A 24,999-nucleotide genomic window follows, 5' to 3' on the forward strand; every position below is an offset into this window, starting at 1 on the left:
CCGGGCCGGTCAGGGATTGGGCGTCGGGCGTGTCGAGGGCGGTGGTTGCTGCCGCTGACGATCGCGACCCAGCACATTGTCGATCCATTGCTGGTCGATACGCGGCGGTTGCGGCCGATCCTGCTGCGGCCGATCTTCGGGATCGACCTCCATCTGCGGATCGTCATCCTGCCTGTCATAGGTGTCGGGGCGTCTGCGCTCGATCGGCAGGCCGTTTTCGTCCACCATCATGCCGCTGTCGGCGCCATTGTCTGGATTGCCATAATAGGCTTCGTCGTCCGGTTCCAACTGCCATTCGGGCAGCGTGACCTGGGTCTCGAATTGCTCGACCGGTCGCTTGGCGACCGCCACCTTCATATAATCGGCAAAGGCGCGCGCGGGCGCACGGCCGCCCTGCAATCCGCCGACCGCTCTGGCATCGTCCCGGCCCATCCACACGCCGGTGGTGATGCCGCTGGAAAAGCCCAGGAAATAGCCATCCTTGTTGCTGGTCGTGGTGCCGGTCTTGCCCGCGACCGGGCGACCGATCTGCGCCGCCTTGCCCGTACCGGTGCTGACCGCCGTCTGCATCAGGTCGGTCATGCCCGCCGCGACCCAGGGGGCGACCAGTACGCGGCTGGTATCGTCCTGATGGCTGTAGAGCAGGCGGCCGTCGGCGGTCGTCACCTTGGTGATGCCATAGGGCGTCACGGCAATGCCCTTGCGCGCGATCGAGGCGGCAGCGCGGGTCATGTCGATCAGGCGCACGTCCGATGTACCCAGCACCATGGATGGGTGGGTGTTGACTGGCGTCGTGATGCCGAACCGGCGCGCCATGTCGGCGACGGTCGGGAAGCCGACCTCCACGCCCAGCTTCGCCGCGACCGTGTTGATCGAATAGGCAAAGGCGGTGCGGATATCGATATCGCCGGAAAAGCGCCCCGAACTGTTGCGCGGCGACCAGCCGTTGATCGTCACCGGCTCGTCGGTCACGCCGGTGTCGGGGGTATAGCCCGCCTCCAGCGCCGCCATATAGACGAAGATCTTCCACGCCGATCCCGGCTGCCGCGTCGCGGTGGTGGCGCGATTATAGTTGGACGTCACATAATCCAGGCCGCCGACCATCGCCCGCACCGCGCCGTCGCGGTCCAGGCTGACCATCGCGCCCTGCGTACCGGCAGGCACATTGGCCTTGATCGCCGCCGTTGCGGCATTCTGCATGCCCAGGTCGATGGTGGTGTAGACTTCCAGCGGCTCGTTAGGCTCGTCGATCAGCAGGTCGAGCTGGGGCAGCGCCCAGTCGGTGAAATAGCGCACGCTGTTCTGCGGCGGTTCGGGCGCCATCTTGACGCTGTCGAGATTGGCGTCCGCCCGCTGCGACGCTGTAATGACGTCATTTTGCTGCATCAGGTCCAGCACCACGCCCGCGCGGCCGATCGCGGCGTCGGCGTCGGCGGTGGGGGAATAGCTGGACGGCGCTTTCACGAGGCCAGCGATGATCGCGGCTTCGGGCAGGTCCAGGCTGGTGGCAGGATGGCCGAAGAATTTGCGGCTGGCCGCATCGATGCCATAGGCGCCGCCGCCGAAATAGACCTTGTTGAGGTAGAGTTCCAGAATCTGGCGCTTGGAGAATTTGCGCTCCAACGCGAGCGCCAGCACCATTTCGCGAATCTTGCGGCCGAAACTATAGCTGTTGTTGAGGAAGATGTTGCGCGTCACCTGCTGGGTGATGGTCGATGCGCCCTGCAACCGCCTGCCCTTGCCGCGATTTTCGATCGCGACCCAGGCGGCGCGCGCCATGCCGACGGGATCGACGCCGGGATGCAGGTAGAAACGCTTGTCTTCGGTGGACACCATCGCATCGACCATGACTTGCGGAATCTGGTCGTAGCGCATCCATTGGCCGAAACTCGGCCCGAGTGAGACGATCACGCTGCCATCGGCGGCATGAACGCGGATCATCTGGCCGTTGGGGGAGGATTTCAGGCTGTCATAGCTGGGTAGCGACTGCATCGCGATCACCACCGCGATCACCACCGCCAGCAGCCCGGCCACCGCCGCCGCGAGGCCGATCTTCAGCCCGCGCAGCATCCATGTTTTCGCGCGGCCACGCGGCGCGCCCTTGCTCTTGCCTGATCCTGCCATCTGTGCCGCCCCGGATACGCGCTAATCCCGGCCCCTGCCAGCGCAAATCATGCGTCCGGCGCGGAAAAAGACCGTCGCGCTCTCCATGGGGACCGGCGCTTTACCGGGGATGAATGGGTTCAAGCAATGCCGTGTCCCTGCTCAGGCGGGAACCCCAGCGGACAAATACCGCGCGGTTAAGGCCTACTCCGCCTCGTCGCGCGGTTTGAAGTCCAGGCTGGCGCTGTTCATGCAGTAACGCAGGCCGTTGACGCCGGGACCATCGGGGAAGACATGGCCCAGATGCCCTTCGCAGGTGGCGCAGCGCACTTCGGTGCGGACCATGCCATGACTGGCGTCGCGAATCTCCTCGACCGCATCGCCATCGACCGGCGCGGTGAAGCTGGGCCAGCCCGACCCGCTGTCATACTTCTCGTCCGCGTCGAACAATTCCGCGCCGCACCCGGCGCAATAATAGACGCCGTCGGCCTTGTTGCCATTATAGGGACCGGTAAAGGCCCGCTCCGTGCCCGCTTCGCGCAGCACATGATATTGTTCGGGGGAAAGGCGTTTCCGCCATTCGGCTTCGCTCAGGTTCAGCTTGTCCATAGCCGCAATATGGTCTTGCCGTGCACAGGGTTCAAGTCTGCGGAGTCAGGCCCGCTCTCGCGCCGCCTGCCGCGCGATCGTCAGCAATTCGTGGCGGACCATCAGGTCGCCGGTGCCGCGGCCGGACCGGGTGGCGCGCTCCGCTTCCAGCAGGCGTTGCAGCACGCGGGCGATGCCGGGCGCATCCCATTGCCGCACCTGCCGCGTCACTAGCCCCTTTTCCTTCCAGAACACCGCCTTGCCCGCCGCCTCCACCGCACCGTCCAGGCGCCCGCTGGCGTCGAAATCGGTGCGGATAGTGGCGATCAGCATCGCCCGGTTGAGCAGCGGACGTATGACCGAAGCCATGGCGGTCCCGGTTTCGCTGAGGCTGGTAAGTTCGCGGTGCATGGCTTTCAGGTCGCCGCCCAGCACGGCGTTGACCAGCGGGCCGACCTCCGTATCGGGATTGTCGGCCGACAGGGCGTCCAGCGCCTCGGCCGTCGCCTCGCGCGGCCGGTCCGGCGCGGCGTCGAGATAGAGGATCAGCTTTTCGATCTCGCCGGTCATCAGCGCGCGATCGCCATTGGCGAGGGCGACGATCCGGCGCGCCAGGTCCGACGACAGCCGCAACCCGCCGTCGCGGGCGATGCCGACGGCGATCTGTTCCGATTCGCGCGCATCGGGCTGGTAGGAGATGCACGCCATTGCCGCCTTATGATCCAGCGCCAGCTTGACCAGTTTCGACGTGGCCTTGAGCGCACCGGCGACCGCGATCACCGGATTGCCGACCGCTTCGGCTTCCAGCAGGGCGCTCAGCGCAGGCACCGATTCCTCGCCCATGCCGCTGATGCGGACCCAGCGTTTGTCCCCGAACATGGAGAAGGCGGCGGCTTCGTCGGTCAGGCGGGCGGGATCGTCGCGCAGGGTCGGCCCATCCAGGTCGACGCGCTCGGCGCCCGGCCCCATAGCGCGCTCCAGCCGACGGCTAAGTGACTGGCTGCCCGCTTCGTCCGGGCCATAGAGCAGGAAGAAGCGGATGTCCGCTGCCGATGTCTGCCCCGCCGCGTCCAGTGCCCGTTCGATCTGGCCGCGATTGGCCTTCAAGGGGTCGCGGCCTTGCGCGAATAGAGCGCCAGCCGGGTGACGATCTGGTCCGCCACCGTCTGCGACAGCCGTTCCAGCGCCGTGTCTTCGGCCGCGATCGTGGCATATTCGCTCGACGTGACGTCGATGCCCGCGTCCGACCCGGCGGTATCGTCCAGCAGCTGCGCGCCAGTGGTTTCATCGATCAGCTGATAGCGCGCGCGCAGGGTGCGGCGTTCCCGCGTGATGGCGGCGTCGGCGCGCAGGCCGAAACCGCTGATGTCGTCGTCCAGCTTCACCACCAGCTTGTAGCGCGGACCCGACCCGCTCTGCATCGCGGCCAGCCGATCGTTGAGCGCGTTGCGCACCAGCCAACCGCCCTTGCCCTCGATCGCGTCGACCGTGACATTGCCCAGTCCCCGCGCCACCGGACCCTGCCCGCCCCCGCCATAAACGGGGCGCAACCCGCAGGCGGTCAGGAGCAGCGGAATGGCGAGCAAGGGGAGGATGCGCTTCATGGATCGGACCTTAGCATTGTCGGCGCAAAATTGAACCGTGCTCCTGCGAAGGCAGGAGCCTGGTCCCACGGCATCGTCAAGACGCATATGCGGGACTAGGCTCCCGCCTGCGCGGGAGCACGTTAGAGCGTTAAATCACCAGATTCACCAGACGATCCGGCACCACGATCACCTTCTTGGGCGTCGCGCCGTCCAGGATGCGCACGACGTTGGGCGCGGCCAGGGCCAGGCGTTCCAGTTCGTCCTTCGCCGTCCCCTTGGGCACGGTGATGGTGTCGCGCAGCTTGCCCATCACCTGGCAGGCGATGGTGACTTCATCATCGACCAGCAGCGCCGGATCGACCGGCGGCCAGGCGGCGTCGGCGATTAAGCCTTCGCCGCCCATATCGGCCCAGCCCTCTTCAGCCAGATGCGGCGTCATCGGCGCGATCAGCAGGGCGAGCGCGCGAATCGCGGCGGTGCGCGATGCGGACGGCTTGGCCTTCTCGATCGCGTTGGCCAGTTCGTAGATTTTGGCGACCGCCTTGTTGAAGCCCAGCGCTTCGATATCCCGGGCGATGCCATCGACACTCTGGTGCAGCTTGCGGTCGAGCGCCTTGTCCTGCCCCTCGGCGGCGGAGTCATATTCCCCGAACAGCCGCCAGACGCGATTGACGAAGCGCCACGATCCCTCGATCCCGGCCTCGGTCCAGGGCAGGTCGCGCTCTGGCGGGCTGTCGGACAGCATGAACCAGCGCACCGCGTCCGCGCCATATTGGGCGATGATGTCGTCGGGATCGACGACATTCTTCTTGGACTTGGACATTTTGATCACCCGGCCGACTTCGACCGGCGCCGCGTCGGCGATCAGCGTCGCGCCCTCGGACGTGCGATCAATCTCGCCGGGCGCGAAATAGATAGGGGGCAGCCCCTCGCCCTGTTCGCGGCTATAGGTTTCATGCGTCACCATCCCCTGCGTGAACAGGCCGGTGAACGGCTCGGCAAAGCCCAGCTGCCCCATATGCTGGAGCGCGCGGGTCCAGAAGCGGGCGTAGAGCAGATGCAGGATCGCATGTTCCACGCCGCCAATATATTGGCCCACCGGCAACCATTGTTCGACCGTCGCCCGATCAAACGGCTTATCCGACGGCTGGCTGGCGAAGCGAATGAAATACCAGCTGGAATCGGCGAACGTGTCGAGCGTATCAGTTTCGCGCACCGCGGGCTGGCCGCAGCTGGGGCATGTCACATGCTTCCAGGTCGGATGGCGGTCGAGCGGATTGCCCGGCACGTCGAAGCTGACATCTTCTGGCAGCACGACCGGCAACTGGTCCTTGGGCACGCCCACCGGGCCGCACGTTTCGCAATGGATGACCGGAATCGGCGTGCCCCAGTAACGCTGGCGCGACACGCCCCAGTCGCGCAGGCGGAACACGGTCTTGCCCGCGCCCCAGCCTTCCGATTCGGCGCGACGGATGACTTCGGCCTTCGCCTCGTCCACGGTCATCCCGTCCAGGAGGCGCGAGTTCACCAGCGCGCCGGGGCCGGTATAGGCCTCATTCTGGATCGGCGTGTCGGCTTCCCCCTCGGGCGCGACCACGCGTTCGACCGGCAGCATATATTTGCGGGCGAAGTCCAGGTCGCGCTGGTCGTGCGCAGGCACCCCCATGACCGCGCCGGTGCCATAGTCCATCAGCACGAAATTGGCGATGAAGACGGGCAGCTGCCAGTCGGGATCGAAGGGATGCACGACGCTAAGCCCGGTGTCGAAGCCCATCTTCTCTGCGGTTTCGAGTTCGGCCGCGGTAGTGCCGCCCGCCTTGCACTGTTCGATGAAGGCGACCGCATCGGGATTGGTCGCCGCGACGGCCTGCGCCACCGGATGGTCCGCCGCGATCGCGACGAAGCTGGCGCCGAAGATGGTGTCGGGGCGCGTCGAATAAACCTCTATCCGGCTATCGAAGGGCGCGACCGGTTCGAAATGGAACTGCAGGCCGACCGACTTGCCGATCCAGTTTTCCTGCATCGTGCGCACCTTGTCCGGCCATTGGTCCAGGCTCTTCAACCCTTCCAGCAGGTCGTCGGCGAACTGGGTGATTTTCAGGAACCACTGGGACAGCTTGCGCTTCTCGACCAGCGCGCCCGAACGCCAGCCGCGCCCGTCGATCACCTGCTCGTTCGCCAGCACGGTCATGTCGACCGGATCCCAATTGACCGCCAATTCCTTGCGATAGACCAGGCCCGCTTCCAGCATGTCCAGGAACAGCGCCTGTTCATGGCCATAATAGTCCGGCTCGCAGGTGGCGAGTTCGCGCGACCAGTCGATCGCGAAGCCCAGCTTCTTCAACTGCGCGCGCATGTTGGCGATGTTGGAGCGGGTCCATGTCCCCGGATGGACCTTCTTTTCCATCGCGGCATTTTCGGCGGGCATGCCGAACGCGTCCCAACCCATCGGATGCAGCACTTCATGCCCTGTCATCCGGCGGAATCGCGCCAGCACATCGCCCATCGAATAGTTGCGCACATGGCCGATATGGATGCGGCCCGATGGATAGGGGAACATTTCCAGCACGTAGCTGCGCGGCTTGGTGGACGCGTCGTCCGCCTTGAAACTCTGCCGGTCGTACCAGGTCGCCTGCCAGCGGGCGTCGGCCTCCAGCGGGTTGAAGCGCCTTTGCATGTCATGTCCTTACAAATGCGAGTGGGCTGGGCCTTTGCGAAGCCCAGCCCAAAAGGATGGTAAACAGGGCGCCGATGACACCCAGAAAGGATGGGGTCAGCCGATCGCCGTGCGGCGCAGGTCGCGCGCCTTGGTCAGGATGACTTCTTCCAGCTTCTGCACGGTGGCTGCCGCAACCGGCGCGTCGACCCACTGGCCGCCCTGATTGACCTGGCGGCTGGCCGCGACGCGCAGTGCGTCGGCGCGCAGATCCTGATCCAGGATCGACACGGTCAGCTTCATCCGCTCACCCGGCGTGTTGGGATTGGCGTACCAGTCGGTGACGATCACGCCGCCGTTCGAATCGGTCTGCACCATCGGCATGAAGGACAGGGTGTCGAGCGACGCGCGCCACAGATAGGCGTTGACGCCGATCGTCGTAACCTTCGACGCGGCGATATCGGCCTTGGGCCGGTCCTTGGCGCCGCCGCCGCAGGCAGCGAGCGGCATAAGCGCGGCCAGCAGCAGGCCGGTGGTTGCGAAGGCAGGAAGACGGCGGGCCATCAGGCATGTCCTAGCTTGAAAAAGACGAGAAACTCACCGCTTCTATAGTGGCCGTGCGGCGGGGGGCAAGAGGGCGCGACGCAGTGGCGCGACGGGGCGCACCATAGGGCGCAATGGTAACGCTCCCGCCTACGCCTTTTTACCTGTGTGTTCCGTGCAACAGCTACGATAAAAAGGCGTTGTGCCTCTAGTCAGTGGAGGCTTTGCGGGTGTAGAGCGTTACGCAAGATATAACGTCGGGGAAAAGAATCGGGTCATGCGTGGAACTTGGGGACATTTAGCTGGAACGGGCGCGGTATTGGCCGTTGCCGGGTTCATGCTGTCTCCGGCGTTCGGCGCCGCGACCGATTTTGTCCGCGCACGGGCCGACGCGCCGGTTTCGCTGGGCGCTTTGGGTAGCATTTCTTCCTTTACCCCCACGATCAAGGATCCGCGCCTGGCCGCCGCCTATGCGAAGGTCGCTGCGTCGGCGGGTCGCCAGGGCTTTCGTTTCACGCCGACCAGCGGCTCGCTGAGCGGCCAGCGCTCGGTTACCGTGATGGTGCGTGCGGCGGGTGAAGACCGGATGGCGGTCAGCCGCAGCTTCGATACGATCGATATCAAGCCCGTCGCGTTCAGCCTGAACGGTGCGCATAACTGGCGCAAGTTCGCCCTGCCCGACGCGGTCGGCCGCAAGGCGCTGGACCCGGTGCCGGTCGAAACGATGGTCGATGCCAAGAATTTCTCGCTGGATGACGGCAAGAAGGATCGCTTCAGCACCAAGGTGCTGATCGAAAGCCGTCGTGAACCGAGCGCCGGTGGGGCCGCGACCGTACGCAACCCGTCGGGCGACAAGGATTATTCGCTGGATCTCGCCAGCTCCTATTCGCTGACGCGCAACCTGAACGTCACGGCCGGCGTGCGCTACAATAACGGCATGGCGGGTCGCCTGACCCCGATGACCGACGAGCGCCAGGACAGCCAGGCCGTCTATCTGGGCACCATCTTCAAATTCTGATCGATTGATGCCGTCGCATCGTCTTGATCGACGGAACGGAATCTGATCGCTCGTAAATCGACTCGCCTTATACCAAAGCGAGATGATGATGACTCATCAGAACCGCCGGGCCGTTCCACGGCGAAGGTCGGGATCCAGCCCATAGTGCGGAACTGGACCCCGGCCTTCGGCTGTTGGTTGAAGACTTCGCCCGAACCGAGCGGCCAAGGCAAAGTCTTCCTGCGCTAACCGTCCATCGGCACCGGTGACGGCAAAGGCTCTCCGGCAAAATGCGCCGCCAGATTTGCCAACAGCGTCTGCGCCATCCGCCCCACCGCCTCATGCGTCGCGCCGCCGGTATGCGGGGTCAGCACCACATTGGGGACATCGGCCCAGCGGCGCGGGTCCGTGGGTTCAGGATCGAACACATCGATCGCCGCGCCCCCCAGGCGTCCATCCCGAAGCGCATCGATCAGCGCGACCTCATCCACCAACTGTCCGCGCGCGACATTGACCAGCAGCCCGTCCGGTCCCAGCGCGTCCAGAATCGGCGCGTCGATCATGCCGCGATTATCCTCGTCGGCGCGGGCCGCGACCAGCATTATGTCGCTGTCTCGCGCCAGAGCCGCCAGACTATCGGCCCGGGGCCAGGGCAGCGAGGGCTTGGGCCGTGGTCCCCACCAACCGATCGCCATTTTCATCGCCTGCGCCCGTTCGGCGACGGCGATGCCGATCGCGCCCATGCCGACGATACCCAGTCGCGCGCCGCCTATCGACCGGGTGCGCGTCTTGGCCTCCCCGGTCCATTCGCCCGCGCGCAGATGGCGGTCGCCTGCCACAATCCAGCGGCGATGGGCCAGTATCAGGCCGATACCATGATCGGCCACGTCCTCCGCATTGGCGTTCCCGGCATGGGCCACGGCAATGCCCCGCTGCCGAGCCAGCGCCAGATCGACGCCATCATAGCCTACGGTAAAGCAGGCGATCAGGCGCAGCCTGGGCATCGCATCCAGCAGCGTGCGATCCAGCGGAAATTCACCGGCCCAGATCAGCGCGTCGACGCCGACCAATTGATCCGGCGACGGCGAATCCCACAGCGGAACGACATCATAGTTCGGGCGCAACAGCGGCAGCACGGGGGCCAGCAAGGGCTGGCCCACCAACAGCAACGGGCGGGCCATGGCTTAGCCGACCTGTAGCAGCGCCTGGGCGAAGTCGGCGATCAGATCGTCGGCATCCTCGCAGCCGATCGAGATGCGCACCATGTTGTCGCCGATACCCAACGCCGCCTTGCGTTCCGCCGGAACCGACAGATGCGTCATGGCGGCCGGATGGCTCGCCAGCGTTTCCGTGCCGCCCAGGCTGACCGCCAGCTTGGCGATTTTGAGCGCGTCGAGGAAAGCGAAAGCCTCCGCCTCACCCCCTTTAAGGTAGAGCGAGAAGGTCGATCCCGCGCCGGTGCAGTGGCGGCGATAGATGTCGGCCTGGCGCTCCGTTTCGGGAAAGCCCAGATAGACGATCTTTTCCACCTGCGGCTGGTTCTTGAGCCAGGCGCAGACCTTTTCGGCATTTTCGCCCGCCCGGCTCATCCGCAATTCCAGCGTCTCCAGCGACCGCAGCAGCATCCAGGCGCTATGCGGGTCCAGAATTGTGCCGATCGTGTTGCGCATCAGGCGGATGCCGTTGATCAGCGCATTGGACCCCAGCACGCCGCCCGCGACCAGATCGCTATGCCCACCGGCATATTTGGTCAGGCTATAGATCACCAGATCCGCGCCATGGGCCAGCGGCTTGTGCCACAACGGCCCCAGGAACGTATTGTCGATCGCGATCGGCGGCACATGCTCTGCGCCCGCGAACAGCGAGTCGCGCCGCGCGACAACCGCCTCCACGTCGACTAGCACATTGGTCGGGTTGGCCGGGCTTTCCAGATAGAGCAGCGCGACGCGGCCCAGCCCCTTGGCCTTTTCGATCACCGCGCCAATCTCTTCCTCGGTCGCGCCGGCCGGAAAATCGAGCCATTGCACGCCGAACTTGCCCAATATCCGCCCGATCAGCGATTCGGTGGCGGCATAGAGCGGCGCGCTATGGACGATCACGTCGCCGGGCTGGACCAGCGCCAGCAAGGTGGTGGCGATCGCCGACATGCCGCTGGAAAAGAGCAGCGCATCCTCCGCCTCTTCCCATACCGACAGCCGATCCTCGCAAATCTCCTGATTGGGACCGTTAAAGCGGGAATAGACCAGTCCCTCCGATCCGCCGGGGCGGATGCCGGTCACGCCTTCGAAATGGCGCTTGCCCGCCGCCGCGCTTTCGAAGGCGAAGGTGGAGGTCAGGAAGATGGGCGGCTTCAACGACCCTTCCGACAGGGTCGGATCATAGCCATGGCCCATCATCAGCGTAGCGGGCTTCAATTTGCGGCCGTCGATTTCCATGATCGGCGCCTTGGGACGGCGGCGGTTGCGCGGCGCGTCCACGCCGGTCAGGTCGGCCTCGGTGAAATCGGGGGTGTCGCCGGTCATATCCTATATCTCCTGCTTGCGGCTACGTCTGGCGCGCCGCTGTCATGGGCCGGAGTGTAATGCAGGGCGACGGGAAAGGACCAGAGGGTCGAGCAAGATTATTTCTTGTCGCTATATGATTATTCCGCGTCACCGATCCTGCCGTCAGGCGACCAGCCCTTCCTCCACCTCCACATCGACCGGCGATTCCTTTGCGGTGAACATTCCTCGATCGGTCCAGCATGGCACCAGATTGAGCGTCTGGGCGTAGAATCCGCACCATTGGGTCCAGAAGGCGGCGGGCATGAACCAGATGTCGAAGAACATATCCGGCATGGTCTTCGGGTCGGTCGTCTCGGTCATGGGTAAGGCTCCTCTCGTCCGTGGGGCATGCGGCGCGACACGGCTATACGCCCGACTCGACAGGGCGTCGCGCAGCGTTGAACGACGACAGCCATTCTAACAGGACAGCAACGCCGTGGCAAAGCGCGCAGGCGGTGACAGGGGGGCCATGGCACCCTACATCCATGGCATGTCGCTTCTCCCCAGCCCCATCGAAAACTGGTTCGCGACGCGCGGCTGGCGGCCTCGTCGGCACCAGATGGCAATGCTCGACGCGGCGCAGCAGGGTGCCCACGCCCTGCTGGTCGCCCCCACGGGTGCGGGGAAGACGCTGGCGGGCTTCCTGCCGACCCTGGCGGACCTGATCGCTCATCCGACCGACCGGCTGCACACCCTCTACGTCTCGCCGTTGAAGGCGCTGGCGGTCGATGTGCGCCGCAACCTGCTGACCCCGATCGAGGAGATGGGGCTGCCGATCAGCGTCGAGACACGCACCGGCGACACGCCGTCCGATCGCAAGGCGCGGCAGCGGGTACGCCCGCCGCACATCCTGCTGACCACGCCCGAATCACTCTCGCTGTTGCTCAGCTATCCCGACAGCGCCCTGCTCTTCTCGGACCTGCGCACCGTTATCGTCGATGAAGTCCATGCCTTCGCCACGCAGAAGCGCGGCGACCTGCTCAGCCTGTCGATGGCGCGGTTGCAGGCGATCAATCCAGGCCTGCGCCGCGTCGCCCTGTCCGCCACCGTCTCCGACGTCGATGCCTATCGCGCCTGGCTCGCGCCCGACGGCGATATCGACACGGTCACGCCGGTGCTGGGCGAAGCGGGCGCAGAGCCGAACGTCGCCATTCTGATCCCCGAAGGGCGCATCCCCTGGTCCGGCCATTCGGGCAAATATGCCGCCAAACAGGTGATGGCGGAGATTGAGGCGCGGCAGACGACCCTGGTCTTCTGCAACACCCGCGGCCTGGCCGAACTCATCTTCCAGGAATTATGGTCGGCGAACGACGCAAACCTGCCGATCGCCATCCACCATGGCAGCCTGTCGATCGAGGCGCGGCGCAAGGTCGAATCGGCAATGGCGGCGGGCAAGCTGCGCGCGCTCGTCGCCACCGCCTCGCTCGATCTGGGCGTCGATTGGGGCGATGTCGATTGCGTGATCCAGATGGGCGCGCCCAAGGGGTCGTCCCGCTTGCTCCAGCGCATCGGCCGCGCCAATCACCGGCTCGACCAGGCGAGCGAGGCGATTGTGATCCCCGGCAACCGCTTCGAATATCTGGAGGCGCGCGCCGCCCTGGATGCGGTCGAGGCGGGCGAGCGGGACGCCGACGATTTCCGCCCCGGCAGCTTGGACGTGTTGGCGCAGCATGTCATGGGCCTCGCCTGCGCCGGGCCGTTCCGGGCGGAAGAGATGCTGGACGAAATACGCTCCGCCACCCCCTATAGCGGGATGACGGCCGACGCGTTCGACCATGTGCTGCATTTCATCGAAGGGGGCGGCTACGCCCTGCGCGCCTATGACCGGTTCAAGCGGCTGGCGCAGGACGCCGACGGCACGTGGCGCGTCTCCCACCCGCGCTTCATTCAGCAGCATCGGCTGAACGCGGGCATCATCGTCGATCAGCCTGCGCTCGCCGTGCGCTTCGCCAATGGCCGCAAGCTGGGCACGGTGGAGGAAGGCTTCGCCGCGCAACTACGCCCCGGCGACAGCTTCTTCTTTTCCGGCATGGCGCTGGAGGTGGTGCGGATGGACACGTCCGACCTCACCGTCCGCGCGACATCGAAACAGGCGCGCATCCCCAGCTGGGGCGGCAGCCGCATGGCGATGTCCACCCGCCTGGCCGATCGGGTGCGCCATTTCCTGGCCGAACCGCAGGAATGGCATCGCTTTCCGCCCGATGTGAGCGAATGGCTGGAGATGCAGAAGCTGCGCTCCGCCCTGCCCCAGCCCGGCCAGCTGTTGATCGAAACCTTCCCGCATGAAGGGCGCCATTATCTGGTCTGCTACAGTTTCGAAGGCTGGAACGCGCATCAGTCGCTCGGCATGTTGCTGACCCGCCGGATGGAGAGCCAGGGGCTGATGCCGCTGGGCTTCGTGTCCAACGACTATGCGCTGGCGGTCTACGGCCTCAAACCCATCACCGATCCGCAGCGCCTGTTTTCCGCCGACATATTGGACGATGAATTTGTCGACTGGGTCGAACAATCCAGCCTCCTGAAGCGCGCCTTTCGCGACGTGGCGGTGATTGCCGGGCTGATCGAGCGGCAGCATCCCGGCAAGCGCAAGACCGGACGGCAGGTCACCTTCTCCACCGACCTCATCTACGATGTGCTGCGCAAATATCAGCCAGACCATCTGCTGCTCAAGGCCGCCTGGGCGGACGCGCGGGCGCGGATGACCGATGTCGGGCGGCTGGGCGACCTGATCGACCGGGCCAGCCAGACCATGTTGCATGTCACGCTCGACCGGGTCAGCCCGCTTGCGGTCCCGGCATTGATCCTGATCGGCCGCGAGCATGTGGCGCAGGCCGCGTCGGAGGATGCGCTGCTGATGGAAGCCGAAGCGCTGGTGGCCGAAGCGATGCGGGCGGACTGACGCGCCCCGATGTTTCCGTGTTCCCGCGCAGGCGGGAACCCAGTCCGGTTTTCTGACCGGCAAAGGACCAAGCCGCTCCTACGGCGCGTAGCCCTCATCCTCCCGCACCCCGCCGCACCCTTTCAGCACACCCTCGGCAAAGGCCACCTGCACCCGGTCGGACCAGATCGCGTCGCTCATGCCGTCGCTGCACGGCCCTTCGGTCAGGGTCATCGCAAAGCCGTCACCCAGATAGCGAACCGCCCTGCCGTCATTGTCCACGCGGATGGTAAAGCGCAGCGGCGCATGATCCGGGCGCTGCAACGTGGCGGTCGATCCCCGGACGATCACCGCCCAAAAGGGTTCGGTGCCGATCGCGCTATAGTCCGGCCCTCTGGTCTGGCGCGGCGGTGTTCCACGTGAAACCAAAGGCTTGGGTCGGACCACGGCAGGCGGCGGCGCGGGGGTGGCGATCGCCGCGTTGGAGCTGTCGCCTTCGTTGATCGGCGCGCTGACCGTCGGCGCTGCCGCAACGCGCGCTTGCTTGGTCGTCGGCGCGCCATCGTCACTACAGGCGGCAAGCAGCGGCAGCAGAAGCAGCGCCAGCCTCACGCCCTCACCGCCGGAAGCAGCTGGCGGCATGGTCATTGACCAGCCCCACCGCCTGCATCCACGCATAGCAGATGGTCGGGCCGACAAATTTGAAGCCGCGCTTTTTCAGGTCTTTGGAAATCGCCTGCGACAGCGGCGTCTGCGCGGGCAATGTGACGCCATCGCCCTGTAACGGCGTGCCGTCCACGAACGACCAGGCATAGGTCGCAAAATCCTCGCCAGCGTCGCGCATCGCGCAAAATATCCGCGCGCCAGTGATCGTCGCTTCGATTTTGGCGCGCGCGCGGACGATCCCCGCATCGCCCATCAGCCGCTCGACATCGTCGGGACCGAAGGCGGCCACGGCATCGGGATCGAATCCGGCAAAGGCTGCGCGAAACCCCTCGCGCTTGCGCAAGATGGTGATCCAGGACAGGCCCGCCTGAAACCCCTCCAGCATCAGCATTTCCCACAGCATCCGCGAATCGCGCTGCGGCACGCCCCACTCATCGTCATGATAGGCGCAATAGAGCGGGTCCGTGCCGCACCAGCCGCACCGGACCCGATCCGGCATATTATACGTCCAGATTGGCGACGTTGAGCGCATTGTCCTGAATGAATTCGCGCCGCGGTTCGACCACTTCGCCCATCAGGCGGCTGAAAATCTCGTCGGCGATATCCGCCTGCTCGACTTCGACGCGCAGCATCGATCGATTGTCCGGGTCCAGCGTGGTTTCCCACAGCTGTTCCGCGTTCATTTCGCCCAGCCCTTTGTAGCGCTGGATCGCCAGCCCTTTGCGCCCGGCGGTCAGGATCGCGTCGAGCAATTCGCTTGGCCGGGTCACCATCGCGCCCTTGGTCGGCGCAGCGGGCAGGTCGTCTGCGCCCGCGTCCTCCGCCGCGGCAACAGCCTTGCCGGAAATAAGGCGGCTCGGCGTCAGATAGCTGCTGGCGTCCTCGGCCGCGATGCTGTGCAGCTTGCGCGCTTCGGCCGATCCGACGAAACCGCCCTCGATCACATGATGATCGGTGACGCCGCGCCAGGCTCGCTGGAAATGGAAGCCGCCCTCTTCGGCGACGCTGCCGCTCCAGCGCCCTTCGACATCCTGCGCCCCCATCCAGGTGACGGTCGCGGCCAGCCGTTCGGCCTGCGCCTGCGTCGACAGTTCGGGGTCGAGCGCGCCGTTGAGGCTCAGCGCCTCGATGATCGCGGGATTATAGCGGCGCGGCACATAGCGCATCACCGCGCGCATCCGGCGGGCATGTTCGATCAGGCTGCGCAGATCGTCGCCGGTGCGCGGCCCGGCGCCGGTTTCCAGCGCCATCGTATCGACGCCATTGTCGACCAGATATTGCTCCAGCGCCGCTTCGTTCTTGAGGTACACTTCGGAGCGGCCGCGCGTCGCCTTATAGAGCGGCGGCTGGGCAATATAGAGATGCCCGCCCTCGATGATCTGCGGCATCTGGCGATAGAAGAAGGTCAGCAGCAGCGTGCGGATATGCGCGCCGTCCACGTCCGCGTCGGTCATGATGACGATCTTGTGGTAACGCAGCTTTTCCAGGTTGAAGTCATCACGGATACCGGTGCCCATCGCCTGGATCAGCGTGCCGACCTCTTTGGACGACAGCATCTTGTCGAACCGCGCGCGCTCGACGTTCAGGATCTTGCCCTTGAGGGGCAGGATCGCCTGATTATGCCGGTTGCGTCCCTGCTTGGCCGATCCGCCCGCCGAATCGCCCTCGACCAGGAACAGTTCGGACTTGGCGGGGTCGCGCTCCTGGCAATCGGCCAGCTTGCCGGGCAGCGACGCGATATCCAGCACGCCCTTGCGCCGGGTCAGTTCGCGCGCTTTCTTGGCGGCTTCACGCGCGGCGGCGGCGTCGATCACCTTTTGTACGATCATCTTGCCGAACGCCGGATTTTCCTCCAGCCATTCGGCCATCTTGTCGGCCATCAGGCTTTCGAGCGGCTGGCGCACTTCGGAACTGACCAGCTTGTCCTTGGTCTGGGACGAGAATTTGGGATCGGGCAGCTTGACCGACACGATCGCGGTCAGCCCCTCGCGCATGTCCTCGCCGGTCAGGCTGACCTTCTCCTTCTTCAGCGCGCCGGATTTTTCCGCATAATTGTTGAGCGTCCGGGTCAGCGCCGCGCGGAACGCGGCCAGATGGGTGCCGCCGTCGCGCTGCGGGATGTTGTTCGTGAAACACAGCACATTTTCATAATAGCTGTCGTTCCATTCCAGCGCGACGTCGATGGTGACATCGTCGCGCGTACCCGAAATCGCGATCGGCTCGGGCATCATCGCCGATTTGTTGCGGTCGAGATATTTGACGAAGGCGGCGATCCCGCCCTCGTAGAACAATTCGATCTCTTTCTTTTCCTCATGCCGCGCATCGACCAGGAACAGGCGCACGCCGCTGTTCAAGAACGCCAGCTCGCGATAGCGATGCTCCAGCTTCTCGAAATCATATTCGGTATGGTTTTTGAACGTCGCGCCGTCGCCCGGCGCCTTTTCCATGCTGGCGAGGAAGGTAACGCGCGTCCCCTTCTTGCCTTCTGGCGCATCGCCGATCACTTCCAGTGGCGACGTCGCATCGCCAAAGGCGAAGCGCATATAATGTTCCTTACCGTCCCGCCAGATATTAAGGTCCAGCCATTCGGACAGCGCGTTCACCACAGACACGCCCACGCCATGCAAGCCGCCCGACACCTTATAGGCATTGTCGTCCGACGTATTCTCGAACTTCCCGCCCGCGTGCAGCTGGGTCATGATGACCTCGGCCGCCGACACGCCTTCTTCCTTGTGGATGCCGGTCGGGATGCCGCGGCCATTATCTTCGACGCTGACCGACCCGTCGGGGTTCAGCGTGATCGTGATCAGGTCGCAATGGCCCGCCAGCGCTTCGTCGATCGCATTGTCGGAAACCTCGAACACCATATGGTGCAGGCCCGATCCATCGTCGGTGTCGCCGATATACATGCCGGGGCGCTTGCGCACCGCGTCCAGGCCTTTGAGCACCTTGATGCTGTCGGCGCCATATTCATTGCTGTTGGGGGAGTTGACGGGTTCTTCGCTCATGGACGAGCATATAGGGAAAGCGCCCCGAAAACTAAAGCGAAACATAGCGGGTTCCGCTGGCGTCGGGCGCGGTCTATCATCGCTTTCATGCGTACCGCCCCTGCCCTGATGCTGCTTTCGATGCTGCTGATCTCCGCCTGCTCGAAAAGCACCGACGTCTATGAAGAGCTGCCCAACAGTTCACTGGCGGGTGCCCCGCGCGAGGATGTGCCCGAAAGCCGCATGGATGCACCGGTCGCGCGGCCGGTGATGATCGGCGAAGATGGCGCGCGCTTCGATGCGTGCGGCGGGTTGGGCCAGGTCGTGCGCCCCGGGCCGGACGGCCTCAACCTGCACGCCGCGCCCTTTGCCGATTCCAAACAACTGGCGCGGTTGGCGGAAGGGCAGCGCGCTTTCGTCTGCACCCGCAGCCTGGACCAGAAATGGCTGGGCGTCGTCGTCCCGCCCGCGCCCGGTGCCGACGGGACGGCCCCCGCCACCGATTGCGGGGTCGGCGCCCCTGTGGACCGCAGGCAAGCCTATGCCGGTCCCTGCGCCAGCGGCTGGGTCGCCAGCGCCTATGTGCGGCTGATCGGGGGTTAAACCCCGCCCAGGAAATCGATCTTGCCGACCGGCACGCCCGCCTGGCGCAACAGCGCATAGGCCGTCGTCATGTGAAAATAGAAATTGGGCAGCGAAAAGGTCAGCACATGGCTGCGGCCGGTGAAGGGAATTTCGCCATTGGGCAGTTTCAGCACCACCGTCGCATCCTCGCGCCCGTCGATCCGTTCGCGCGGCACCGCTTCCAGCAGGGCGATCGTTTTGCCGATGCGCGCCTGCAACTCTTCGAACGTCTGTTCGGTGTCCGCCATCGCCACCGGCTCCAGTTCGCCGATGCGCGTCACCGTGCCCTTGGCGGTGTCGCAGGCGAATTGCACCTGCGCGGTCAGCGGCTTCATGTCCGCCGCCAGCTGCGCGCCGGTCAGCGTCGCGGGATCGATGCCTTTCTCGGCGGCATAGGCCGCGCCCTTGGCGAGCAGGCCCGACAGCGCGGTCAGCCCGCGGATGAACATCGGCACGGTCAGCTCATATAATGCGGTCGCCATGTGGGCGTCCCCCCTTTGTTTTGATGCCGGTGTTGGCCTCGCCGCTTAGATATGCCTGCCGCTGTCGGTATCAATGCCATGAGGGCCAAAAGGCGAAACCGCCCTCATGCCTGCGCCGGGCGCTCCGGCGCGGCGATGCGGAAAAAGGGCAGCGCGTGATGGACGATCCAGCCGATCGTCGCGGCATAGACGATCGTGCCCACGCCCACCGTGCCGCCCAACAGCCAGCCGATCGCCAGCACGCCAATCTCTATCCCCGTCCGCACCCATTTGACCGGCCAACCGGTGCGGCGGCACAGCCCGGTCATCAGCCCGTCGCGCGGCCCCGGCCCCATCCCCGCGCCGATATAGGCGCCCCCGGCGATCCCGTTGAGGACGATCCCCGCCCCCAGCCACGCCGCGCGCAGCCACAGACCCTCGGGCACCGGCAGGATCATCAGCGACAGGTCCACCGCCGTTCCGATCACCAGGATGTTGGCGACCGTGCCCACCCCCGGCCGCTGGCGCAGCGGCCACCAGAGCAGCAGCACGACCGCGCCGATCAGATTGACCGTCATGCCGAAGCTGAGGCCCAGACGGGGCGCAAGCCCCTGATGCAGCACATCCCAGGGATCGAGGCCCAGATTGGCGCGCAGCATCAGCGCCATGGAAAATCCGTAGAGGCACAAGCCCCAGAACAGCTGGAAAAGGCGATGGGTCATCATGGGCAGGCTTATTCCGCGCAACTGGCCTTTTCCAAAACAGCCAATCGCGCGTAAATGGCCTGTATCGATGACAAGATTGGATTGATCCCCATGTCCACTTCCCTGTTGCGTCCCCCGTCCCTGCTGCGCCTGCTGGGCGCCTGGCGCGCGCAGGACAGCGCGCAGCCTGCCTATCGCCAATTGGCGCAGGCGCTGCGCATGCTGGTGCTGGACGGGCGCGTGGGTTTGGACGTCCGGTTGCCGGGCGAGCGCGAACTGGCCGCCGCGCTGGGCCTGTCGCGCACGACCGTCGCCGCCGCCTTCGACCGGCTGCGCGACGAAGGGTTTCTGGAAAGCCGACAGGGATCGGGCAGCGTCACCCGCCTGCCCCCGGCCGCGCCGAAACGCCCGCTGACGATATCGATCCGATGACCGGCGGCAATCTGCTCAACTGGACCCACGCCGCCTTGCCCGCCGCGCCCGGCGTCGCGCGCGCCTATGCCCATGCGGTGGAGGCGCTGCCCGCCTATCTGGGCGACCTAGGCTATGATCCGCTGGGGCTGGCGGTGCTGCGCCGCGCGATCGCCGCCCATTATGAGCGGCGCGGCTGTCCGACATCGCCGGACCAGATCATGGTGACCAACGGCGCGCAGCAGGGTTTTTCGCTGCTGCTGCAATGGCTGGCGGGGCCGGGCGACCGCGTCGTGATCGACCATCCCACCTATCATAATGCGATCCAGGCGCTGCAACGCGCCCATGTCGTGCCGGTGCCAGTCGGCCTGCCGCGCCAAGGTTGGGACGTGGACGCGATGGAGGCGGCCTTCCGCCAGACCAGCCCGCGCTTCGCCTATGTCATCGCCGATTTCCATAACCCCACCGGGCGCAGCATGGACCCGGCCACGCGCCGCGCGCTGGTCGCCGCCGCGGCGCGCACCCATACGCCGCTGATCGTCGACGAAACCATGGTGGCGATGGGCCTGGATTTCGCGCCGCCGCCGCCCGTCGCGATGCACGATCCGTCGGGGCGACAGGTCATCACCCTGGGGTCGGCCAGCAAGATTTTCTGGGGCGGCTTGCGCGTCGGCTGGATTCGCGCCGATCCGCAGACGGTCGCAGCGCTCGGCCGCCTGCGCACGACGATGGACATGGCCAGCCCGGTGGTCGAACAGATCGCGGTCGCCCAGCTGATCGACGCCGATGTCGGCTTGGGCGAGCGGGCGGACCTGCTGCGCGGCCGACGCGATCATCTGCTGGGCCTGATCGAGCGGCGCTTGCCCCATTGGCACGTCGAATCGCCCGCGGGCGGCCTGTCGCTCTGGGCCGAACTGCCGCGTGCGGAGGCGACGGCGCTGGCCGCACTGGCGGAAAGCCTGGGCGTCCGCATCGCCGCCGGCCCGCGCTTCGGCGTCAGCGGCGCCTTCGAACGCTTCCTACGCCTGCCCTTCACCCTGCCCGAAGAGCAACTCGCCATCGGCGTCGAACGGCTGGTGGAAGCCGACGCCCGGCTCCACGCACGCATGCCCAAGGGCCGCGATTCGCTGGCGATGGCGCTAGACGCGGACCGGTTGATTTGAGCGGGCGCCAGCATTGAATGCTGCGTATTCCCGCGCAGGCGGGAACCCAGTCCCGCCGTTTGAACCGGATTCCCGCCTGCGCGGCAACACGGCACATATATAATGAAAAGGCCGCGCGGATCGCTCCGCGCGGCCTTTTGTTCACCAGGAAACAGACCTCAGTCCGCCTTCTTGCTCGCCTGATAGCGCGCGATCGCTTCCAGCGTGATCTGCTTGGCGTCGTCTGCCCCGCCCCACGTACCGATGCGCACCCACTTGGTCTTTTCCAGATCCTTATAGTGGGTGAAGAAATGCTCGATCTGCTCCATCACGATGCCGGGCAGGTCGTCCTTCTCGCTGATGTCGGCATAATAAGGGAAGGTCTTGTTGTCGGGCACGCAGACCAGCTTTTCATCGCCACCCGCTTCGTCTTCCAGGTTCAGCACCGCGATCGGGCGCGCCCGCACGACGGAGCCGGGGACGAAGGGCGAGCGGGCGATGACCAGCGCGTCCAGCGGATCGCCATCGGGCGACAGCGTGTGCGGCACGAAGCCGTAATTGGCGGGATAGCGCATCGGCGTGTGCAGGATGCGGTCCACGAACAGCGCGCCGCTGGCCTTGTCGAATTCATATTTCACCGGTTCGCCGCCCACCGGCACTTCGATGATGACGTTCAGGCTGTTGGGCGGATCGTCGCCGACCGGGATCAGTTCGATGTTCATGGAAACGCCTTTTGCTTCATGTTGCGTTGCGGGTGAGTCACGTTCTGGCTTTAAGCAGCTTGTCGAGGCTGCCTTCACCCTCTCCTGTCTTTTCCAGGCGCGGATAGCGCAGCCCGCCCGAATAATCGAGGGTCAAAACACGATAATACTTGTCTTGTTTCAGGATGATCTGGATCGGCGTCTTGGCCTTAATCGCCGCTTTCCATGCGTCGCCCGAAAATTCATCGCCATTGACCGCGAGTATTTTCGCGCCCGTCACAAGGCCCGCCTTGAACGCCGCGCTGTCCCAGACGACGCCGCTGACTTCGCCGTCATTCTTGACGATCGCGCCGATGCCGAAACTCTGGTCGACCGCCTTGCTCGCGCCCTCGGCCGCCTTGGTGATCGCGCCCGGTTCCTCGCCATAGACCAGCTTGTAGCCGCCCAGGATGAAGCCGCCCTTGGGTGTCTCCTTCGTCGTGCTGTCGACATATTTCTGGAAGAAACCGGCCCAGTCATAGGGCGCGATGTCGTTCAGCGTCTTGATCACGTCGCCGCGATTATAGACGACCTGCCCCCAGTCGCCCGGATTGATGCCGAAAAAGGCCTTGGCGAAATCGTCCAGCCCTTTCTTCCCGCGCGTCGCCTTGGCGATGATCGCGTCGGCCTCCAGCCAGATCATCAGGCCTTCATTGTAATAGTCCTCGGACCGCTGCCAGCTGACCCAGCCCTTGGGCCGACGGGCGGAGATGACCGGGTCCAGCGTGGTGTCCTCCATCGGCCGCCACTGCCGCCCGACCGCCGTGTCCAGCTTCGCCGCGATCTGGGCATAGGCGTCCAGCGTCTCCTGCTTGCTGAACATCCCCGACCGCGCGCCCAGCACATAGCCCCAGAATTGCGTCTGCCCTTCATAGACCCACAGCAGATTATCCTGCATCGGCACGTTGAAATCGGGCGTCCACAGCAGGTCGGGGCGGCGGAACTTGCCGTCCCAGCTATGGGTGAATTCATGCGGCAGCAGGTTGCGGTCTAGCAACGCCTCGCCCTTGTCCCAGCTTTTGAAATAGCCCGGCTCGACCTGATTCTCGGAAGACCGATGATGCTCCAGCCCGATGCCGCCCATTTCGTCGGTGATGGCGAGCAGGAAGTCATAATGGTTGAAATGATAGGTGCCGAACAGCGCGCCCGCTTCGGCGACCAGCTTCTTGTGCTTGGCCATCTGCTCGGGCTTGTAATCCAGTTCGTCGGCATCGTCCGCGACCAGGTTCAGCGTCACATTATTGCCAAGGTCCACTGCCTTGAAATGCGTGCCCGCGAACACCGGCGAATCCTGTAACGCCTCATAATCGATCGTTTCATAGGCGACGGCATTGCCGCTCTTCGTGCCCCGCAGCGCGGTCGCCGCCTGCCATCCTGCGGGATAGGTGACCGTCGCCTGGATCGGGATCTGGCGCGTATAATAGCCCGCCGGATAGAGCGACACGCTTTCCCATTGGATATTGAGCATCTTGGGCGTCACGACTACGCGGCCTTGGGCAGGCTGGGTCGCGGACAGGAACTGGAACTGCGCGACGACCTCCGTCACGCCCTGCGGCACGTCGATGGTGAAGGCATAGACGTTGAGCGGGTCGCGCTTCCACGTCACCGGCTGGCCGTTGGCGGTAAAGGTCAGGCCCGTCAACTTCTCGATCTGCCCGCGCGGCGCATGATTGCCCGGCAGCCAGGCGGGCATCATCAATGTCAGCGCCCCGGCCGCGGCGACCGGGATCGTTTCCTTCACGCGGAAGATGCGCTGCACCGTGTCGGTCGCATCAACCTCTAGGCGGATCGCGCCGCCGGGATAGGGGATGTCCTTTGGTGCAGGCGTGGCATCGTTGACCGGCAGCGCGGTCGGCTTGGACCGGATCGCGGCCTGCGCGAACAGCGGGCTGGCGATCGCCGTGGAAAGACAAAGGGCGGCAGCAAGGCTGCGGATCATAGAGGTCTCCAGAAATTCAGCGGGGCCGGACGGCCCATATGCCCCTAGCATGGCGAGGGCGGGCGTCGTCGTCCACCCCCTGATGGACGGCTGTAAAAAGCGCGTTTCCATGGGGGTGATTTGCCGTTAAAGGCGCTGCCCCATGGCGAAGATCGAAACACCGCGTCCGGTACGCGGCACGCAGGACATGTTGGGCGGCACCACGGAGGCGTTTGCGGAACGCTTCGCCCATGTCGTCGCGACGTTCGACCGGGTGCGCAAACTCTACGGATTCCAGCGGGTCGAAGTGCCAGTGTTCGAATCCACCGCCGTCTTCGCCCGCTCGCTGGGCGAAAGCACCGACGTCGTGTCCAAGGAAATGTACACGTTCGAAGATCGCGGCGGCGACAGCATCACCCTGCGCCCCGAATTTACCGCCGGGATCAGTCGCGCCTATATCACCGAAGGCTGGCAGCAATATGCGCCGCTGAAAGTCGCGACCCACGGCCCGCTGTTCCGCTACGAACGCCCGCAAAAGGGCCGCTTCCGCCAGTTCCACCAGCTTGACGCCGAAATCATCGGCGCGGGCGAACCGGGCGCGGACGTGGAACTGCTGGTGATGGCCGACCAGCTGCTCAAGGAACTGGGCATCGAAGACGGCGTGACGCTCACCCTCAACACGCTGGGCGACGGACCAAGCCGCGACGCCTGGCGCGCGGCGCTGATCGCCCATTTCGAGGGGCATCGGGGCGAATTGTCGGAAGACAGCGTCGAACGGCTGGCCAAGAACCCGCTCCGCATCCTCGACAGCAAAGACCCCCGCGACCGCCCGGTCGCCGACAGCGCGCCGGACATCGACGCCTATTTGACCGACGAAGCGCGCAGCTTCTTCGAAAAAGTGACGGCGGGCCTGGATGCTGCAGGCGTGGCCTGGGAACGCAACGCCCGCTTGGTCCGCGGCCTCGACTATTATCGCCACACCGCATTCGAGTTCGTCACCGACCGGCTGGGCGCACAAGGCACCGTGCTGGGCGGCGGGCGTTATGACGGCCTGATCGAAAATCTGGGCGGCCCCGCGACCCCGGCGGTCGGCTGGGCAGCGGGGATCGAGCGGCTGGCGATGCTGGTGGATGCGCCGGATATCGACAAGCCGACGGTTGTGCTCATCCCCATGGGCGAAGCGGCCGAAGCGAAGGCGACCGGGATCATCGCCGATCTGCGTCGCGCTGGCGTCGCCTGCGACATGGGCTTTCGCGGCAATATGAAGAAGCGGATGCAGCGCGCCAATGCGTCTGGTGCGTCTTGGGCGATCATATTGGGCGATGATGAACTGGCGCGGGGCGAAGCGTCCGTGCGCAATCTGGGCACGGGTCAGCAGCAGGCCGTTACGCTGGACGCGCTGATAGCAACGGTGACGGCGCTCTGATGCGTATCTCCGTCAATCACGCATCC

Annotated in this window: 22 protein-coding genes; 6 read left to right on the forward strand and 16 right to left on the reverse strand. The window is 65.2% G+C overall.

The annotated features are described in order from the left end of the window. Positions 1–9 precede the first annotated feature (9 nt). From U5A89_RS19430 to U5A89_RS19455, 6 genes are all read right to left on the reverse strand, one after another. On the reverse strand, positions 10–2,124 hold the full coding sequence (locus U5A89_RS19430; RefSeq protein ID WP_338162650.1) for a transglycosylase domain-containing protein: 2,115 nt from the start codon (positions 2,122–2,124) through the stop codon (positions 10–12). A gap of 183 nt (positions 2,125–2,307) precedes the next feature. Continuing rightward, positions 2,308–2,712 (reverse strand): peptide-methionine (R)-S-oxide reductase MsrB, encoded by a 405-nt coding sequence (gene msrB, locus U5A89_RS19435; RefSeq protein ID WP_338162651.1) that lies wholly within the window; start codon positions 2,710–2,712, stop codon positions 2,308–2,310. 45 nt (positions 2,713–2,757) lie between these two features. Continuing rightward, positions 2,758–3,798 (reverse strand): DNA polymerase III subunit delta, encoded by a 1,041-nt coding sequence (holA, locus tag U5A89_RS19440; protein WP_338162652.1) that lies wholly within the window; start codon positions 3,796–3,798, stop codon positions 2,758–2,760. After that, positions 3,795–4,295, reverse strand: coding sequence for an LPS assembly lipoprotein LptE (gene lptE, locus U5A89_RS19445; RefSeq protein WP_338162653.1), 501 nt, complete (start codon positions 4,293–4,295; stop codon positions 3,795–3,797). Before lptE ends, holA begins: the two co-directional genes overlap by 4 nt. Before the next feature lie 130 nt (positions 4,296–4,425). Continuing rightward, positions 4,426–6,954 (reverse strand): leucine--tRNA ligase, encoded by a 2,529-nt coding sequence (gene leuS, locus U5A89_RS19450; protein ID WP_338162654.1) that lies wholly within the window; start codon positions 6,952–6,954, stop codon positions 4,426–4,428. A gap of 96 nt (positions 6,955–7,050) precedes the next feature. Continuing rightward, the gene (locus U5A89_RS19455) at positions 7,051–7,497 is read right to left on the reverse strand and encodes a DUF3576 domain-containing protein (protein ID WP_338162655.1); all 447 of its coding nucleotides are present in this window, start codon (positions 7,495–7,497) and stop codon (positions 7,051–7,053) included. 256 nt (positions 7,498–7,753) lie between these two features. On the opposite strand from U5A89_RS19455, the gene U5A89_RS19460 reads away from it, so the two are divergent. After that, positions 7,754–8,494, forward strand: a complete 741-nt coding sequence (locus U5A89_RS19460; protein WP_338162656.1) for a hypothetical protein — start codon at positions 7,754–7,756, stop codon at positions 8,492–8,494. 224 nt (positions 8,495–8,718) lie between these two features. On the opposite strand, the gene U5A89_RS19465 is transcribed toward U5A89_RS19460, so the two are convergent. From U5A89_RS19465 to U5A89_RS19475, 3 genes are all read right to left on the reverse strand, one after another. Beyond that, positions 8,719–9,654, reverse strand: coding sequence for a 2-hydroxyacid dehydrogenase (locus U5A89_RS19465; RefSeq protein ID WP_338162657.1), 936 nt, complete (start codon positions 9,652–9,654; stop codon positions 8,719–8,721). A 3-nt stretch (positions 9,655–9,657) separates the two neighbouring features. Then, the gene (locus U5A89_RS19470) at positions 9,658–10,995 is read right to left on the reverse strand and encodes a cystathionine gamma-synthase family protein (RefSeq protein WP_338162658.1); all 1,338 of its coding nucleotides are present in this window, start codon (positions 10,993–10,995) and stop codon (positions 9,658–9,660) included. Positions 10,996–11,139: 144 nt separating this feature from the next. Next, complete coding sequence (locus tag U5A89_RS19475; protein ID WP_338162659.1) at positions 11,140–11,337, reverse strand: hypothetical protein; 198 nt, start codon at positions 11,335–11,337, stop codon at positions 11,140–11,142. A 148-nt stretch (positions 11,338–11,485) separates the two neighbouring features. Between U5A89_RS19475 and U5A89_RS19480 the strand changes: the two genes are divergently transcribed. Beyond that, positions 11,486–13,915: a ligase-associated DNA damage response DEXH box helicase gene (locus U5A89_RS19480; protein WP_338162660.1), complete on the forward strand. Its 2,430-nt coding sequence runs from the start codon at positions 11,486–11,488 to the stop codon at positions 13,913–13,915. Positions 13,916–13,993: 78 nt separating this feature from the next. Here the strand turns inward: U5A89_RS19480 and U5A89_RS19485 are convergent, their stop codons facing one another. Genes U5A89_RS19485 through gyrB form a run of 3 tightly spaced genes read right to left on the reverse strand, consistent with a single transcriptional unit; the run spans position 13,994 to position 17,568 of the window. Then, positions 13,994–14,542: a membrane-like protein gene (locus U5A89_RS19485; protein WP_445190674.1), complete on the reverse strand. Its 549-nt coding sequence runs from the start codon at positions 14,540–14,542 to the stop codon at positions 13,994–13,996. After that, entirely contained in the window at positions 14,511–15,059 is a 549-nt protein-coding gene (locus tag U5A89_RS19490; RefSeq protein ID WP_338162661.1) for a DNA-3-methyladenine glycosylase I, read from the reverse strand. Before U5A89_RS19490 ends, U5A89_RS19485 begins: the two co-directional genes overlap by 32 nt. A gap of 1 nt (position 15,060) precedes the next feature. Continuing rightward, a complete protein-coding gene (gene gyrB / locus U5A89_RS19495; protein ID WP_338162662.1) occupies positions 15,061–17,568 on the reverse strand; it encodes a DNA topoisomerase (ATP-hydrolyzing) subunit B in 2,508 nt (835 codons plus the stop codon). An 87-nt stretch (positions 17,569–17,655) separates the two neighbouring features. Here gyrB and U5A89_RS19500 point away from each other — a divergent pair, with 87 nt between their 5' ends. Further along, complete coding sequence (locus U5A89_RS19500; protein ID WP_338162663.1) at positions 17,656–18,150, forward strand: hypothetical protein; 495 nt, start codon at positions 17,656–17,658, stop codon at positions 18,148–18,150. Here U5A89_RS19500 and U5A89_RS19505 read toward each other — a convergent pair. Beyond that, positions 18,147–18,653 (reverse strand): DUF1993 domain-containing protein, encoded by a 507-nt coding sequence (locus U5A89_RS19505; RefSeq protein WP_338162664.1) that lies wholly within the window; start codon positions 18,651–18,653, stop codon positions 18,147–18,149. The two genes, U5A89_RS19500 and U5A89_RS19505, sit on opposite strands and share 4 nt — an antisense overlap. A gap of 104 nt (positions 18,654–18,757) precedes the next feature. Beyond that, complete coding sequence (yczE, locus tag U5A89_RS19510; RefSeq protein WP_338162665.1) at positions 18,758–19,357, reverse strand: membrane protein YczE; 600 nt, start codon at positions 19,355–19,357, stop codon at positions 18,758–18,760. Positions 19,358–19,447: 90 nt separating this feature from the next. Between yczE and U5A89_RS21405 the strand changes: the two genes are divergently transcribed. Continuing rightward, the gene (locus tag U5A89_RS21405; protein WP_445190675.1) at positions 19,448–19,768 is read left to right on the forward strand and encodes a GntR family transcriptional regulator; all 321 of its coding nucleotides are present in this window, start codon (positions 19,448–19,450) and stop codon (positions 19,766–19,768) included. Beyond that, entirely contained in the window at positions 19,765–20,910 is a 1,146-nt protein-coding gene (locus tag U5A89_RS19515) for an aminotransferase-like domain-containing protein (protein ID WP_445190676.1), read from the forward strand. The genes U5A89_RS21405 and U5A89_RS19515 overlap by 4 nt, the downstream gene beginning before the upstream one ends. A 158-nt stretch (positions 20,911–21,068) precedes the next feature. On the opposite strand, the gene ppa is transcribed toward U5A89_RS19515, so the two are convergent. After that, positions 21,069–21,611 (reverse strand): inorganic diphosphatase, encoded by a 543-nt coding sequence (ppa, locus tag U5A89_RS19520; protein WP_338162666.1) that lies wholly within the window; start codon positions 21,609–21,611, stop codon positions 21,069–21,071. A 37-nt stretch (positions 21,612–21,648) separates the two neighbouring features. Beyond that, positions 21,649–23,568 (reverse strand): M61 family metallopeptidase, encoded by a 1,920-nt coding sequence (locus tag U5A89_RS19525; RefSeq protein ID WP_338162667.1) that lies wholly within the window; start codon positions 23,566–23,568, stop codon positions 21,649–21,651. Positions 23,569–23,710: 142 nt separating this feature from the next. Here U5A89_RS19525 and hisS point away from each other — a divergent pair, with 142 nt between their 5' ends. Continuing rightward, positions 23,711–24,973, forward strand: coding sequence for a histidine--tRNA ligase (gene hisS / locus U5A89_RS19530; RefSeq protein WP_338162668.1), 1,263 nt, complete (start codon positions 23,711–23,713; stop codon positions 24,971–24,973). Positions 24,974–24,999 lie beyond the last annotated feature (26 nt).

Source organism: Sphingobium sp. HWE2-09, from assembly GCF_035989265.1.
Taxonomy (GTDB): Bacteria; Pseudomonadota; Alphaproteobacteria; order Sphingomonadales; family Sphingomonadaceae; genus Sphingobium.

Bases quoted from the DNA above. Each gene is read 5' to 3' on its own strand.
- ppa (WP_338162666.1), bottom strand. From the start codon at position 21,611: ATGAACATCGAACTGATCCCGGTCGGCGACGATCCGCCCAACAGCCTG.
- hisS (WP_338162668.1), top strand. From the start codon at position 23,711: ATGGCGAAGATCGAAACACCGCGTCCGGTACGCGGCACGCAGGACATG.
- lptE (WP_338162653.1), bottom strand. From the start codon at position 4,295: ATGAAGCGCATCCTCCCCTTGCTCGCCATTCCGCTGCTCCTGACCGCC.
- U5A89_RS19505 (WP_338162664.1), bottom strand. From the start codon at position 18,653: ATGGCGACCGCATTATATGAGCTGACCGTGCCGATGTTCATCCGCGGG.
- U5A89_RS19460 (WP_338162656.1), top strand. From the start codon at position 7,754: ATGCGTGGAACTTGGGGACATTTAGCTGGAACGGGCGCGGTATTGGCC.
- U5A89_RS19500 (WP_338162663.1), top strand. From the start codon at position 17,656: ATGCGTACCGCCCCTGCCCTGATGCTGCTTTCGATGCTGCTGATCTCC.
- yczE (WP_338162665.1), bottom strand. From the start codon at position 19,357: ATGATGACCCATCGCCTTTTCCAGCTGTTCTGGGGCTTGTGCCTCTAC.
- U5A89_RS19480 (WP_338162660.1), top strand. From the start codon at position 11,486: ATGGCACCCTACATCCATGGCATGTCGCTTCTCCCCAGCCCCATCGAA.
- U5A89_RS19475 (WP_338162659.1), bottom strand. From the start codon at position 11,337: ATGACCGAGACGACCGACCCGAAGACCATGCCGGATATGTTCTTCGAC.
- leuS (WP_338162654.1), bottom strand. From the start codon at position 6,954: ATGCAAAGGCGCTTCAACCCGCTGGAGGCCGACGCCCGCTGGCAGGCG.
- U5A89_RS19525 (WP_338162667.1), bottom strand. From the start codon at position 23,568: ATGATCCGCAGCCTTGCTGCCGCCCTTTGTCTTTCCACGGCGATCGCC.
- msrB (WP_338162651.1), bottom strand. From the start codon at position 2,712: ATGGACAAGCTGAACCTGAGCGAAGCCGAATGGCGGAAACGCCTTTCC.
- U5A89_RS19485 (WP_445190674.1), bottom strand. From the start codon at position 14,542: ATGACCATGCCGCCAGCTGCTTCCGGCGGTGAGGGCGTGAGGCTGGCG.
- U5A89_RS19470 (WP_338162658.1), bottom strand. From the start codon at position 10,995: ATGACCGGCGACACCCCCGATTTCACCGAGGCCGACCTGACCGGCGTG.
- U5A89_RS19430 (WP_338162650.1), bottom strand. From the start codon at position 2,124: ATGGCAGGATCAGGCAAGAGCAAGGGCGCGCCGCGTGGCCGCGCGAAA.
- U5A89_RS21405 (WP_445190675.1), top strand. From the start codon at position 19,448: ATGTCCACTTCCCTGTTGCGTCCCCCGTCCCTGCTGCGCCTGCTGGGC.
- U5A89_RS19465 (WP_338162657.1), bottom strand. From the start codon at position 9,654: ATGGCCCGCCCGTTGCTGTTGGTGGGCCAGCCCTTGCTGGCCCCCGTG.
- U5A89_RS19455 (WP_338162655.1), bottom strand. From the start codon at position 7,497: ATGGCCCGCCGTCTTCCTGCCTTCGCAACCACCGGCCTGCTGCTGGCC.
- U5A89_RS19515 (WP_445190676.1), top strand. From the start codon at position 19,765: ATGACCGGCGGCAATCTGCTCAACTGGACCCACGCCGCCTTGCCCGCC.
- U5A89_RS19490 (WP_338162661.1), bottom strand. From the start codon at position 15,059: ATGCCGGATCGGGTCCGGTGCGGCTGGTGCGGCACGGACCCGCTCTAT.
- gyrB (WP_338162662.1), bottom strand. From the start codon at position 17,568: ATGAGCGAAGAACCCGTCAACTCCCCCAACAGCAATGAATATGGCGCC.